Origin of the sequence: Methylobacterium sp. HMF5984, assembly GCF_045033435.1 — a bacterium.
Classification (GTDB): Bacteria; Pseudomonadota; Alphaproteobacteria; order Rhizobiales; family Beijerinckiaceae; genus Methylobacterium.
The window spans coordinates 5021590-5035166 of record NZ_JBJFLN010000001.1; the positions used below are offsets into that span (position 1 = coordinate 5021590).

The 13577-nt window shown below is 72.2% G+C and carries 12 protein-coding genes and 1 pseudogene; 8 read left to right on the top strand and 5 right to left on the bottom strand.

Annotated elements, in window-relative coordinates; translation table 11 throughout:
• Genes ACFZ8E_RS24395 through ACFZ8E_RS24405 form a run of 3 tightly spaced genes read left to right on the top strand, consistent with a single transcriptional unit; the run spans position 1 to position 3138 of the window.
• A complete protein-coding gene (locus tag ACFZ8E_RS24395) occupies positions 1 to 1134 on the top strand; it encodes a methionine ABC transporter ATP-binding protein (RefSeq protein ID WP_405044445.1) in 1134 nt (377 codons plus the stop codon).
• Entirely contained in the window at positions 1115 to 1768 is a 654-nt protein-coding gene (locus ACFZ8E_RS24400) for a methionine ABC transporter permease (protein WP_243935124.1), read from the top strand. The genes ACFZ8E_RS24395 and ACFZ8E_RS24400 overlap by 20 nt, the downstream gene beginning before the upstream one ends.
• The gene (locus ACFZ8E_RS24405; protein WP_405044031.1) at positions 1765 to 3138 is read left to right on the top strand and encodes an LLM class flavin-dependent oxidoreductase; all 1374 of its coding nucleotides are present in this window, start codon (positions 1765 to 1767) and stop codon (positions 3136 to 3138) included. The genes ACFZ8E_RS24400 and ACFZ8E_RS24405 overlap by 4 nt, the downstream gene beginning before the upstream one ends.
• A gap of 244 nt (positions 3139 to 3382) precedes the next feature.
• Here ACFZ8E_RS24405 and ACFZ8E_RS24410 read toward each other — a convergent pair whose 3' ends face one another.
• The gene (locus ACFZ8E_RS24410) at positions 3383 to 4717 is read right to left on the bottom strand and encodes an MFS transporter (protein ID WP_243950172.1); all 1335 of its coding nucleotides are present in this window, start codon (positions 4715 to 4717) and stop codon (positions 3383 to 3385) included.
• Between the two features lie 234 nt (positions 4718 to 4951).
• Here ACFZ8E_RS24410 and ACFZ8E_RS24415 point away from each other — a divergent pair.
• Positions 4952 to 5035: pseudogene (locus ACFZ8E_RS24415) on the top strand (IS5/IS1182 family transposase); the annotation flags it as partial.
• Positions 5036 to 5079: 44 nt separating this feature from the next.
• Here the strand turns inward: ACFZ8E_RS24415 and ACFZ8E_RS24420 are convergent.
• A complete protein-coding gene (locus ACFZ8E_RS24420; protein ID WP_187274927.1) occupies positions 5080 to 5568 on the bottom strand; it encodes a response regulator in 489 nt (162 codons plus the stop codon).
• Between the two features lie 538 nt (positions 5569 to 6106).
• Here ACFZ8E_RS24420 and ACFZ8E_RS24425 point away from each other — a divergent pair.
• The 4 genes from ACFZ8E_RS24425 (at position 6107) to ACFZ8E_RS24440 (ending at position 9408) form a co-directional block, all read left to right on the top strand.
• Positions 6107 to 6709: a TetR/AcrR family transcriptional regulator gene (locus ACFZ8E_RS24425; RefSeq protein WP_405044032.1), complete on the top strand. Its 603-nt coding sequence runs from the start codon at positions 6107 to 6109 to the stop codon at positions 6707 to 6709.
• 121 nt (positions 6710 to 6830) lie between these two features.
• Positions 6831 to 7064 carry a hypothetical protein gene (locus tag ACFZ8E_RS24430; RefSeq protein WP_405044033.1) on the top strand — a complete coding sequence of 78 codons (234 nt, stop codon included), beginning with the start codon at positions 6831 to 6833 and terminating at the stop codon, positions 7062 to 7064.
• A gap of 130 nt (positions 7065 to 7194) precedes the next feature.
• Complete coding sequence (locus ACFZ8E_RS24435) at positions 7195 to 7878, top strand: type 1 glutamine amidotransferase domain-containing protein (protein ID WP_147725704.1); 684 nt, start codon at positions 7195 to 7197, stop codon at positions 7876 to 7878.
• A 123-nt stretch (positions 7879 to 8001) separates the two neighbouring features.
• Positions 8002 to 9408 carry an amidase gene (locus ACFZ8E_RS24440; RefSeq protein ID WP_405044034.1) on the top strand — a complete coding sequence of 469 codons (1407 nt, stop codon included), beginning with the start codon at positions 8002 to 8004 and terminating at the stop codon, positions 9406 to 9408.
• Positions 9409 to 9628: 220 nt separating this feature from the next.
• Here ACFZ8E_RS24440 and paoC read toward each other — a convergent pair whose 3' ends face one another.
• From paoC to paoA, 3 genes are read right to left on the bottom strand one after another with little or no spacing between them, the layout of a single operon-like run.
• Complete coding sequence (paoC, locus tag ACFZ8E_RS24445) at positions 9629 to 11839, bottom strand: aldehyde oxidoreductase molybdenum-binding subunit PaoC (RefSeq protein ID WP_405044035.1); 2211 nt, start codon at positions 11837 to 11839, stop codon at positions 9629 to 9631.
• A gap of 4 nt (positions 11840 to 11843) precedes the next feature.
• A complete protein-coding gene (locus tag ACFZ8E_RS24450) occupies positions 11844 to 12794 on the bottom strand; it encodes an FAD binding domain-containing protein (protein WP_405042154.1) in 951 nt (316 codons plus the stop codon).
• Positions 12791 to 13399, bottom strand: a complete 609-nt coding sequence (gene paoA, locus ACFZ8E_RS24455; protein WP_405044036.1) for an aldehyde dehydrogenase iron-sulfur subunit PaoA — start codon at positions 13397 to 13399, stop codon at positions 12791 to 12793. The genes ACFZ8E_RS24450 and paoA overlap by 4 nt, the downstream gene beginning before the upstream one ends.
• Positions 13400 to 13577 lie beyond the last annotated feature (178 nt).

Here is a 13577-nt window from a genome sequence, read left to right on the forward strand (position 1 = left end):
ATGGCGAGCTTGGCTTTGGACAGTCTCGGATCGATCGATCCGGCCGCGCCGAAGGCGACGGGCGCAAACGCGGTCCCGGTGGCCCGGACGGAAACGGGCCCGCGCGGCGTCGGCACGGTGCGGTTCGAGAACGTCGCGAAGACCTATCGCTCCGCGGGCGGCGAGGTCCGCGCCCTCGACGACGTCAGCCTCGACGTCTCGTCCGGCGCGATCTTCGGCATCATCGGCCGCTCGGGTGCCGGCAAGTCGACCCTGCTCCGGACCGTCAACCGGCTGGAGGAGCCCACATCGGGCCGCGTGCTGGTCGACGGCGAGCCCATCGAGGCCCTGCGCACGGACGGTCTCGTGGCCCTGCGCCGCCGCATCGGCATGATCTTCCAGCACTTCAACCTCCTGTCGGCCAAGACCGTCCGGCAGAACGTGGCCCTACCGCTCAAGGTGGCCGGCATCGGCAGGGCGGAGGTCGACCGGCGGGTCGCGGAGGCGCTGCGCCTCGTCGGCCTGGAGGGCAAGGCCGAGACCTATCCGTCGCGCCTCTCGGGCGGGCAGAAGCAGCGCGTCGGCATCGCCCGCGCCCTGGTCAGCGACCCCGAGATCCTGCTCTGCGACGAGGCGACCTCGGCGCTGGACCCGGAGACCACCCTGTCGATCCTCGGCCTGCTGCGGGACATCAACCGGCGGCTCGGCCTGACCATTATCCTCATTACCCACGAGATGAGCGTGATCCGCGAGATCTGCACCGACGTCGTCGTGCTGGAAGCCGGGCGGATCGCCGAATCCGGCCCGGTCTGGCGCGTGTTCGGCGCGCCCGAGCACCCGGCGACCCGGGCGCTGCTGGCGCCCCTCACCCGCGACGTGCCGGACGACCTGGCGCAGCGGCTCCTGTCGCATCCCGCGCCGGGCGCGCAGGCCGTGCTGCGGATCACCTATGCCGGGCGGTCCGCGCCCGACCTGTCGGCCCTCGTCGCGGCGACGGGGGGATCGGTGCGGCTTCTGCAGGCGGGCGTCGAGCGCATCCAGGGGCATGCCGTCGGCCGCCTGCTGATCGCCGCCGAGGGGATGCAGGCGGAGGCCCGGCTGAGGGCCATCGGGGAAACCGTCGAGGGGATCGGCTATGTCGCCGCAGATGATTGACCGCCTCTGGCAGGCGGCGTTCGACACGATGTTCATGGTGGGGGTCTCGGCGGGGATCGCGGTGGTCGCCGGCATCCCGCTCGCGCTGTTCCTCGTCACCTCCGGGCCGGGCGGCATCTTCCCGGCGCCGCGGGCGAACCGCTTGGTCGGCCTCGTCGTGAACGGCTTCCGCGCCGTGCCCTTCATCGTGCTGCTGGTCGCGCTGATCCCGTTCACCCGGCTCGTCGTCGGAACCACGATCGGCGTCTGGGCCGCCATCGTGCCGCTGGCGGTGAGCGCGACGCCGTTCTTCGCGCGGATCGCCGAGGTCTCGCTGCGGGAGGTCGATCCCGGGCTGGTCGAGGCGGCCCAGTCCATCGGCTGCCGCCGTCGCCACATCCTGCTCCACGTGCTGCTGCCCGAAGCCCTGCCGGGGATCGTCGGCGGCTTCACCATCACCGTCGTGTCGATGATCGGCGCCTCGGCCGTGGCCGGTGCGGTCGGCGCGGGCGGGCTCGGCGACGTGGCGATCCGCTACGGCTACCAGCGCTTCGACACGACCGTGATGTCGGTGGTGATCGCGATCCTGATCGTTCTCGTCTGCCTCGTGCAATTCACGGGCGACAGCGTCGTGCGGAGGCTCCGGGCGCGATGAGCGACGGCCGAAAGCAGATCCGGCTCAACGCGTTCAACATGAACTGCGTCGGCCACATCAACCACGGCCTGTGGACCCACCCGCGCGACCGCTCGGCCGCGTACAACACCCTGCGCTACTGGACGGACCAGGCGAAGCTTCTGGAGCGCGGCCTGTTCGACGGGCTGTTCATCGCCGACATCCTCGGCGTCTACGACATCTACGGCGGCGGCATCGACGTGACGGCGCGGGAAGCCGTGCAGCTGCCGGTGAACGACCCGACGCTGATCGTTCCGGCCATGGCCGCGGTGACGGAGCATCTCGGCTTCGGCATCACGCTCAACGTCTTCGCGGAGGCGCCCTACACCTTCGCCCGGCGCCTCTCGACGCTGGACCATCTCACCGGCGGGCGGGTCGGCTGGAACATCGTCACCGGCTACCTCGAGAGCGCCCATCGCGGCCGGGGCGAGGCGCTTCCGGCGCACGACAGGCGCTACGATTACGCCGACGAGTATCTCGAGGTGCTCTACAAGCTTTGGGAAGGAAGCTGGGACGACGCGGCGGTGCGCTGGGACCGCGAGGCGCGGGTGTTCAGCGATCCGGCGCTGATCCGGCCGGTCTCCCATCGCGGCGAGTTTCTGGCGGTCGACGGCTACCACCTGTGCGAACCCTCGCCCCAGCGGACGCCCGTGCTCTACCAGGCGGGCGCCTCCGGCCGCGGCCGGGCCTTCGCCGGACGGCACGCCGAGTGCGTGTTCATCTCGGCGCGCGACAAGACGTCGGCCCGCGATTCGGTCCGCGCGATCCGCGCCGAGGCCGCCGCTGCCGGGCGCGACCCGCAGGACGTGAAGGTGTTCATCGGCATCGCCGCCATCCCCGGCCGCACCCGTGCCGAGGCGGAGGACAAGCGCGCCGAGTACATGCGCTACGCCAGCTCCGAAGCCGGGCTCGCCCACTTCTCCGCCTCCACCGGCATCGATTTCGCCCGCTACGGCCTCGACGAGCCGATCCCCTACGCCCCGGGCAACGCGATCCAGTCGGCCACCGCCGCGGCGGCCAAGCGCGGGCTGACCAAGCGCGACCTGCTCTCGGAAATGGGCCTCGGCGGCCGCTACGCGGTGCTGACCGGCGACGCCGCGTCCATCGCCGACGAGCTGCAATCCTGGGTCGAGGAGGGCGAGGTGGACGGGTTCAACCTCAGCCGTCTCGTCGTGCCGGAAAGCTTCTCGGATTTCATCGACCTCGTGATCCCCGAGCTCCAGGACCGCGGCCTGTACAAGACCACCTACGCGCCGGGCTCGCTCAGAAACAAGCTGTTCGGCCAGGGCGACCGCCTGCCCGCCCGCCACGCCGCACAAGCCTATCGCGGCGCCGCCGCGCTCGGAGGCTGACCGCAGGCGTCCTGCCGCCATCCCGAAGAGCCCGGCTGCGACAACAGCGAGGCTCGGATGGCCGGCCCCCTTCCGGCCGGATCGAGGCGAGTCCCCCGCGATGGATCTCACGGGTCGCCGGCGCCCTCGCCCGCGACGCCGGCCGGCCTGCCGCCGGACGACATGACGTATCGCCCACGATCACGGTGGCGGTCCTGCGGAACGAGCGATGCGGCGAAGCGAAACGGGGACCGGCAAGCCGCGATCAGGCCGCCGCCTCATCCTCGCCCCAGCGACGCAGCGCCCGGACATGCGGCCGCAGCAGCGTGATGCCGAGAAGCGAGATGCCCGCGAGCGTCGTGCCGAACAGCGCGATCGGCAGCCACGCCCCACCCGAGGCTTCCGCCAGCACCGTGCCGACGATCGGCGTCAGGCCCCCCGCCACCGCGCCGCTGAACTGGTAGCCGATCGAGATGGCGGTGTAGCGCACCCGGGTCGGGAAGGCGCCGGCGACATAGCCGGCCACCACCGCGTAGAAGCTCGCGATACCGAGCTGGATCAGGCACAGGCCCAGCGTGATCGCGGCGAACGAGCGCGTCTCCAGCAGCAGGAACAGCGGGTAGGGCGTGACGATGCACCAAAGGAGCGAGAGCTGGAGGAAGCGGCTCTCGTCGCCGAGCCGCTCGGCCACGCGCGCGGCCACCGGCTGGACGACGAACTGCACCCCGGCGGTGATCAGCAGGGCGTCGAGGATCACCGCGCGCTCGATATGCAGGTACTGCACGGCGTAGGTGATCAGGAACACCTGGTAGAGATACACCGAGGCGATGGCGAAGGTGTTGGCGGCGATCGCCATCAGCAGCGGGCCGCGCTGCGTGCGCAGCACCTCCGGGATCGGCGCCGCCCGGGCGAGCGCCTCCCGATCGGCCGCCTGCGCGGCCTGGAACGCCGGCGATTCCGCGACGCCGAGCCGGATGACGAACCCCACCGCCAGGAGCACGACGCTGGCGAGGAACGGCAGGCGCCAGCCCCAGGCGAGGAACGCCTCCTTGTCCATCAGCCCGGCCAGGCGGAACGCCAGCAGCGAGAGGATCTGCCCGGCCGGGCTGCCGAGCTGGGCGAAGGAGGCGAAGTACGTGCTGCGACCGCGGGGGGCGTGCTCGGCGGCGAGCAGCACGGCGCCGCCCCACTCGCCGCCGACCGCGATGCCCTGGAAGAGGCGCAGCAGCACCAGGGCAACCGGAGCCCAGATGCCGGCCGAGGCGTAGGTCGGCAGCAGCCCGATCGCGCTGGTGGCCAGCCCCATCATGACGAGCGTGGCGATGAGTGCGCGCTTGCGCCCGAAGCGGTCGCCGAGGTGGCCGAAGATGAGGCCGCCGGCCGGCCGCGCCAGGAAGCCGACCGCGAAGGCGCCGAACGCGGACAGCGTGCCGAGGAACGGGGTCTCGCCCGCGAAGAACAGCGGGCCGAACACCAGCGCAGCGGCGACGCCGTAGATGAAGAAGTCGTACCACTCGATGGTCGTGCCGATGAAGGCGGCGACCGCGGCGCGGCGCGACTGATCGGCGACGCCCGCGGAGGGAGTGGGTGACGCCTGCATGTCCGCTCCGCGACCAGGGGCCGAGCGCGCATCACCCGGCTGGTCATCAGGTCACGACCGCCGCCGCCGCGCAAGCCGGGGTCGCCGCTCAGCATCAGGCCATCGACCGCATCGGCGACCCGACGATGATCGATGTCGCGTCGCACGAAGCCGGTGAGCACGGTGCGCCACCTTGGCATCGAGACGGCCGCCTATGCCGGCGTTCCGGCGGCGAACCGCGCATTCCGTTGGCTGCAGGGCGGGCGTCGTCCGATCGAGCACCGGGCTGCCCTCACGGGCATCCTGTTCGGGCCGCGCACGGGGCTGCCGTGGGAAATTTCGCTGCGGCGGGCGATCCGGACCGGGCATCCCGCGGGCGGCGGCTAGGACTTGTCCGGCTCGGTCGAGGGGGCGGCGAGGGCGCCCACGCCGTTGCCCATCTCCAATCCCCGGTGGGGCGGCACGCCGCTCGGCAGCACGGGCGCGGTCGCGGGCTCGTCCCGCACCTGCCCCAGGCCGGCTTCGACCTCCTGGATGAGGTCGGCGAACTTGTACGGCTTGCTGAGCAGGCGCGTCCCCGGCGGCAGCGCGCTGCGAAGATCCGCGCCCGCGCCCGAGGTGACGATGATGCCGACGCCGGGCCAGCGGTGGTGGACGAGATGGACGAGGGCGACGCCGTCGCCGACGATGCTGCGCCCCGTGATCAGCATGCGGACGGTGTCCGGTCCCTGGAGCACCGCCAGCGCCTCGGCGGCGGTGCCGACCTCGATGGCCCGGTAGCCGAGATCGGTCAGCATGTCGGCGGTGACCATGCGGACGAGCTGGTCCGCCTCCGCGATGAGGATGGCGAGAGGCCTGCCGTCACCGATCATCGAATACGCTCCTGATGTCCGTCTCAAGGTCGTCAAGACGAGGAGCTGCGGAGCACTCCGGCATGGCGATGGCCGCTCCGAAGAGTTCGAAGCCGCGAACTCTGATACCGCACCCGACGAAAACCTCCTAATCCGGGTGCGATCGGAATCCTCGGCGCGCCAAGTCCGATCGCGCATGGCGGAAGGCAATATCCGGCCGGCCGAACCCTGCTCGAATGCGGGCGGTCGGGACGGGGATGGAGCGTCGGCGGGCGCGGCGGTTCTGACGTCAGGCAACGACCGGTCCGTACGCCGCGGTCGCGGTTCCGGAGGGGAGACGGCGTGCCTGCGAGCCCGCTCCGCCTTCTGCCGAAGGGTCAGCGCGGCCACCTTCGCTTGGCGGCGGAGCGAACGGGCCTGCTCCAGCCGATGCCGGAACGCTTCCGGCCCCCGCCTCGAACGCTCGCCCCGAACTTCGTCTCGCCCGCCGCGTCCCCTGCCGGGAAAAATCTTTTCGGCTCTACTAGACGACCGGTCTAATCCGAGCTATCTCCCGGTCATGGCACGCGTCACCGCACAGACCGACACCCGCCAGGGCATCCTCGACACCGCCTACGGCCTCGTGGGCGCCAAGGGGTTCTCCGGGGTCGGGCTCAACGAGATCCTCGCTTCGGCCGGCGTGCCGAAGGGATCGTTCTACCACTACTTCGGCTCGAAGGAGGCGTTCGGCGAGGCGCTTCTGGAGGACTACTTCGACACCTACCTCGCCGAGCTCGACGCGATGCTGGCCGAGCCGAGCCTGAGCCAGGCCGACCGCCTGATGACCTACTGGCGGAAGTGGCAGGCGACGCAAGGGGGCATCGACGACCGGCGCAGGTGCCTGGCGGTGAAGCTCGCGGCGGAGGTCTCGGACCTTTCCGAGGCCATGCGCCTCGCCCTGAAGGCAGGCACCGTCGGGATCATCGAACGCCTGTCGCGAGCGATCGCGGCCGGCGTGGCGGAGGGCTCGCTCACGATCGCGAGCGAGCCGCACACGACCGCCGAGGACCTGTATCACGTCTGGCTCGGCGCCAGCCTGATGGCGAAGATCGTGCGGACCGACGCCCCGTTCGAGGCCGCCCTGGGCACGACGCGGCGAATCCTCGGCCTCGCATCGCACTGATCATCCCCTCGGCGCCGGCAACGGCACGCATGGCTGCGCAAAACCAAGACGACCGGTCTACTCAGATCCTCATCATTCCCCTGGGCCGGCGGGGGGAACGCGAACCGGAAGGAGAAAACCGATGCCTCACCACACCAAGACGCTGGCCGCCGCCCTCCTCGCAGCCGCCGCCCTGACGGCCCTCCCGGGCGCCACCACGGACGCGACGGCGCAGGAGCGGATCACCCTGGAGACCATCGGCGCCGTCCGCATGGCCCGGTTCGAGGAGGTCCGCGGCACGAATGCGGAACTCCGCCCCGCGCAGGCGGCCCCGGCCCGCGACCCGGCCGCGGAACGCGCCGCCAAGGTGCGGTAGCGCCGGCCCGCCCCATGCCGCCCCCCGCGCGGGGAGTCCCCCTCGAGGACGTCCTCGCACCCCACCTTCACTCGCCCAACCTCCCCTCGCCCAACCTCCCCTCACCCAAGCCAACGATCCGGAGAACGACATGAAGATCCTGATGGTCCTGACCTCGCACGACCAGCTCGGCGACACCGGCCGCAAGACCGGCTTCTGGCTGGAGGAGCTTGCCGCCCCCTACTACGTGTTCAAGGATGCGGGCGCGGAGGTGGTGCTGGTGTCGCCCAAGGGCGGCCGGCCGCCGCTCGATCCGAAGAGCGCCGAGCCGAGCTTCCAGACCGACACGACGCGCCGCTTCGAAGCGGACGCAACGGCGATGGCGGTGCTGGCCGAGACCGGCCGGCTCGTCGGCGTCGGCCACGACGGCTTCGACGCCGTGTTCTATCCCGGCGGGCACGGCCCCCTCTGGGACCTCGCCGAGGACCCGGCCTCGATCCGGCTGATCGAGACCACGCTGGCGGCCGGCAAGCCCGTGGCCCTGGTCTGCCATGCCCCCGGCGTGCTGCGCCATGCCAAGGCCGGCGACGGGACGCCCCTGGTCGCGGGCCGCAACGTCACCGGCTTCGCGAACACCGAGGAGGAGGCGGTCGGCCTCACCCGGGTGGTTCCGTTCCTGGTCGAGGACGAGCTCGCCCGCAACGGCGGCCTCTACGCCAAGGGTGCCGACTGGGCCCCCTTCGTCGTCACCGACGGCCTGCTCGTCACCGGCCAGAACCCCGCCTCCTCGGGTCCTGCCGCCGAAACGCTCGTCGCACGCCTCGCGAACCGCTGACGGGTCGGGCGTCCCCCGCGGCGCCCGCCCCCGACCATCGCACGGCCGGCGCACCGCACGGCCCTCCCCATGACCCGGCCGAGGCACCATGCCCGCATCGGCGATCGCGAAGGCTCTCAGATCATGACCACCGACATCGTCTTCTCGGACGCGACCGGCCTCGCCGCGCTGATCCGCACCCGCCAGGTCTCGCCGGTCGAGGTCGTGCAGGCCCATCTCGACCGCATCGCGGCGGTCGACCCCAAGGTCAACGCCATCGTCACCCTCGCGGAGGGCGCGCTCGCCGCCGCGCGGGAAGCCGAGGCGGCGGTCATGGCCGACAAGGAGCTCGGGCCGCTGCACGGCGTGCCCTTCACCGTGAAGGATTCGATCGACACGGCAGGCGTCCTCACCCAGCGCGGCTCGCCGATCTTCGCGGGCCGCCGGCCGGACGCCGATGCCACCAGCGTCGCCCGCATGAAGAGCGCCGGCGGCATCCTGCTCGCCAAGACCAACCTGCCGGAGTTCTCCTACTGGATCGAGAGCGACAACCTGCTCTCGGGCCGCTCGAACAACCCGTGGGACCTCGACCGCACGCCCGGCGGATCGAGCGGCGGCGAGTCGGCGGCGATCGCGGCGGGCCTGTCGCCCTTGGGCCTCGGCACCGACCTCGCCATCTCGGTGCGCGGCCCGGCCGCGCAGACCGGCATCGTCGCGCTGAAGCCGACGCACGGGCGCGTGCCGATGACCGGCATCTGGCCGCGGGCGCCGCGCCGGTTCTGGCACGTCGGCCCGATGGCGCGCTCGATCCGCGACCTCGCGCTCGCCTTCGCGCAGCTGGCCGGTCCCGACGGCCTCGACGGCTTCGCCTCGCACGGCGGCCCGTTCGACGCCGGAGCCGGCATCGCACCGGGCCGCAAGCTCCGCGTCGGCTGGATGGTCGGGCCGGGCTTCGGGCCGATCGACACGGAGGTCGCGGCCACCGTCCGGGCGGCGGCGGACGCGCTCGCGGGCGAGGGACACCCGGTGCAGGAAGTCCGCATCCCGGCCCTGGAACGCGACTTCGCCCTCGACGTGTTCAACAAGCTCCACGTCATGGAGATGAAGCCGGCCTTCCGGGAGGCGACCGCCGGGCACGAGGATCGGATGTACAGGATGGCGCGGACGATGCTGTCGCTGACCGACACCTCGATGGCGGACTACGTCGCGGCCGAGCAGGCGGCCGAGCGGCTGCGGGACGGCTACGCCGCCTATTTCCGGGATTACGACGTGCTCCTCACGCCCGTGCTGCCCGTGCCGGCGCACAAGCACGGCATCCGGGACCTCGTCGTCGACGGCGAGACCGTCGACCTGACCTACCTGCAGGGCGCGACCGTGCCCCTGAACGTCACCGGCCTGCCGGGGGTGTCGATGCGGTTCGGCACCAGCCGCGAGGGCCTGCCGATCGGCGTGCAGCTGGTCGGCAGCTGGCAGGCGGAGGCGACGATCCTGCACGCCGCCGCGCTGCTGGAGGGCGTGAGCCCGGTCCGCGGCCTGCACCCGAGCCTCTGACGGGAGCGGACAGGCCCGGGTCGCACACCGCGCTCCCAGGCCGCCGGCACGAAAGCCTGCGTCCGGCCGACCTTCGCACCGTTCTCGCGATGGACGGTCGAGGGGGCGCCACCGGAGCGCCGCTGGCGGATGGCCTCTCGAAGGGCCGCCAGGCTTCGGGCCGGCGGATCGATCGCACACCGGGCGCGCGGATCGTCGTGTCCCGCATCCCGAGGCGTCGTCAGGCCGAGTCCGGCATCCGGTCGAGGAGCTTGTCGAGGGTGATGGGGTAGTCGCGCACCCGCACGCCGGTCGCGTTGTAGACCGCGTTGGCGATCGCCGGGGCGACGCCGACATGGCCGAGCTCCCCGACGCCCTTCGCCTTGACCGGGGACATGGTCGGGTCGACCTCGTCGAGGAAGACCGCCTCGAGATGGGGCACGTCGGCGTGCACCGGCACCTCGTAGCCGGCGAGATCGTGGTTCACGAAGAAGCCGCGCTTCCTGTCGACGACCATCTCCTCCATCAGGGCGGCGCCGATCCCCATGGTCATGCCGCCGATGATCTGGCTGCGCGCGGCCTTGGGGTTGATGATGCGCCCGGCCGCGCACACCGCCAGCATCCGGCGGACGCGGATCTCGCCGGTGTCGGCGTCGACGCCGACCTCGGCGAAGTGCGCGCCGAAGGTCTGCTGCGCGAAGCGCTTGGCGAGATCGCCGAACACGATGGTGTCCTCGGCGACGAGGTCGCCGGCCTCCGCCGCCCGTTCGAGCGGCACGGCGCGGTTGCCGGAGCGGACCTCGCCGTCGGCGAAGGCGACGTCGGCCGAGTTGAACCCGAGCCGCTGGGCCACCGCCTCGCGAAGCTTGACGCAGGCCGCGTAGACGCCCGCGGTGACGGAAGGGGCCCCCTGCTGGCCGCCGGAGCCGGGCGTCTCCGGGAAATCGGAATCGCCGAGGCGGGCGACGACGCGATCCGGCGTGACGCCCATCATCTCGGCGGCGGTCTGCGCGACGATGGTGTAGCTGCCGGTGCCGATGTCGGTCATGTCGACCTCGACCGTGACGACGCCGCGTGCGTCGAGGCGCACGCGGGCGGCGGACCGGGCGATCTTCGCCGCGCGGATCGCCCCGGCCATGCCGAACCCGACGCGCCAGCGCCCGTCGCGCAAGCCGGCCGGCTGCGCCTGGCGGCGCTCCCATCCGAAGCGCTCGGCACCGAGGCGCAGGCACGCGACGAAGGGCCGGGTCGAGAACGGGATCTCCGGGTGCTCGGGGTCGACCTGGGTGTCGTTGAGCGCCCGGAACGCGACCGGGTCCATCCCGAGCTTCTCGGCCATCTCGTCCATGGCGATCTCGAGGGCCATCAGGCCCGGCGCCTCGCCGGGCGCCCGCATCGCGTTGCCCTCGGCGAGGTCGAGCACCGCCAGGCGCTGGCGGGTCATCCGGTCGGCGCCGGCGTAGAAGGCGCGCGTCGCCGCCGTCGACGGCTCGGTCCGGCCGCCGGCGAGGTTGCCGTTGAGGTTGTCGTGGCCGATCGCGGTGATCCGCCCGTCCCGGGTCGCGCCGATCCAGATGCGCTGGATCGTGGCGGGGCGGTGGATGGTGGTGTTGAACATCATCGCACGCTGCAGCGCGAGCTTGACCGGCCGGCCGGCCACCCGCGCCGCCACCGCCGCGAGCGCGAGGTCGGACTGGACGGTGCCCTTCCCCCCGAACCCGCCGCCGACATACGGCGAGACGAGGCGGATCCTGTCCCGGGGGATGCCGAGCGTCCTGGCGAGGTCGCGCACGCCCCAGTTCATCTGCTGGATCGAAGTGTGGCAGGTGAGCCGGTCGCCGTCCCAGGCGGCGATGGTGGCATGCGGCTCCATCATCGCGTGGGCCTGGTCGGGGGTGGTGTAGCGCGCGTCGAGCTGGACCGGCGCCCGCGCGAACGCGGCCTCGAAGTCGCCGACGCGGGTCTCGGGCTTGCCGCCGAACGGGCCCTGCTCGGCCACGGGCGCGGTCGCCTCCTGCGCGGCGAGGTCGAAGGCGCCCGGCTCCTCGACATACGTGACCCGGACCAGGGCCGCGGCGGCCCGCGCCTGCTCGAAGGTCTCGGCGACGACGACCGCGACGGCCTGGTGGTAGTGGTCGACGACGAGCGCGGCGAGGAAGCGGTGGACGTAGAACTCGCCCTGGCCGAGCGGCCCGGCATTCTCGTGGGTGACGACGGCGACGACGCCCGAGGCGGCCTTCGCGCGCGCCACGTCGAGGGTCGCGATCCGGCCCTTGGCGATGCCGGCGCCGACGATGAAGCCGTAGGCGAGGTTCGCGTGCGGATCGTGCCATTCGTAGGCGTAGGGCGCGGTCCCCGTGACCTTGAGCGGTCCTTCGACCCGGTCGGTCGGCTTTCCGACGACCTTGAGCTGGTCGATCGGGTTTTGGCCGGCGGGCTGATCGAACTTCATGGCTTTAGGCCCTCGCTTGGTTGAGCGCCGCGGACAGGGTCCGCTCGGCGAGCGTCAGCTTGTAGGCGTTCGCGTGCGTCGGCGCGGCGCCGGCGAAGACCTGCTCGGTCACCGCCTTGGCCCCCCGCGGCAGGTCGGCCTCGGCCGCCTCCACCCGCCAGGGTTTCGGCGCCACCCCGCCGAAGGCGACGCGGCCGGACCCGTCCCTGCCCAGGATCGCCGCCACCGAGACCAGCGCGTAGGCGTACGACGCCCGGTCGCGGACCTTGCGGTAGAGGTGCGTGCCCGCCACCGGCTTCGGCAGCGTCACCGCCGTGATCAGCGCGCCGGCCGCGAGCGTGGTGTCGCGCTCGGGCGCGTCGCCCGGCAGGCGGTGGAACTCCTCGATCGGGATCGTCCGGGAACCGCCCTTTGCGTCGATGGTCTCGACGGTGGCGTCGAGCACGCGCATCGCCACCGCCATGTCGCCGGGATGGGTGGCGATGCAGGCGTCGCTTCCGCCGATCACCGCCAGCTGCCGGCTGACCCCGTCGAGCGCCGAGCAGCCGGAGCCCGGCCGGCGCTTGTTGCAGGCCTGCGCGGTGTCGTAGAAGTACGGGCAGCGGGTGCGCTGCAGCAGGTTGCCGGCGGTGGTCGCCTTGTTGCGCAGCTGCCCCGAGGCGCCGGCCAGCAGCGCGCGCGACAGCACGCCGTAATCCTTCCGGACACGGGCGTCGGCGGCGAGGTCGGTGTTGCGCACCAGCGCGCCGATGCGCAGGCCGCCCTCCGGCGTGGCCTCGATCCGGTCGAGCCCGAGCCCGTTGACGTCGACGAGGTGGGTCGGGGTCTCGATCTGCAGCTTCATCAGGTCGAGCAGGTTGGTGCCGCCGGCGATGAACTTGGCGTTGGGCGTGCGCGCCACGGCGGCGGCGGCCTCGGCCGGCGTGCTCGGGCGCTCGTAGGTGAACGACTTCATGCGGGCCTCCGGCCGGTCTCGAGGCCGGCGACCTCGCTCATCGCCTCGACGATGTTGGAATAGGCGCCGCAGCGGCACAGGTTGCCGCTCATGCGCTCGCGGATCTCGGCCTCGGTGACCCGGGTCGGCGCGGTGAGGTCGGCGGTGACGTGGCTGGGGATGCCGGCCCGGATCTCGTCGAGCACGGCCACGCCCGAGCAGATCTGGCCGGGCGTGCAGTAGCCGCACTGGTAGCCGTCGTGGCGGACGAAGGCGGCCTGCATCGGGTGCAGGTCGTCGGGCTGGCCCAGCCCCTCGATGGTGGTGATCTCGGCGCCCTGGTGCATCACGGCGAGTGTCAGGCAGGCGTTGATGCGCCGCCCGTCGACGATCATCGTGCAGGCGCCGCACTGGCCGTGGTCGCAGCCCTTCTTCGAGCCGGTCAGGTGCAGATGCTCGCGCGCCGCATCGAGCAGGCTGGTGCGGGTGTCGAGCTCGAGCTCGCGCCGCTGGCCGTTGATCGTGAACCACACCCGCGCCAGGACAGGGCGGTCGCCGGGCCCGGGATCGGCTCTCGCGGCCGGCGGCATCGACGCCATGGCCGCGCAGGCGGTGGTTCCTGCCATCAGGTCTCTCCGGTTCAATCCAGGCTCGCGCACGGGCTGCATGATGTCTCCGCACCGTCGGTGGGGGTCGCCCGACCGGGACGGCGACGGCTCGGTCGGGCCGCCGTCCCGGGCCATGCAGGAGATCTAGGGGCTGCCGAGCGCCGCGATTAGGCACTAGGTTCCACTTGAGGCCATG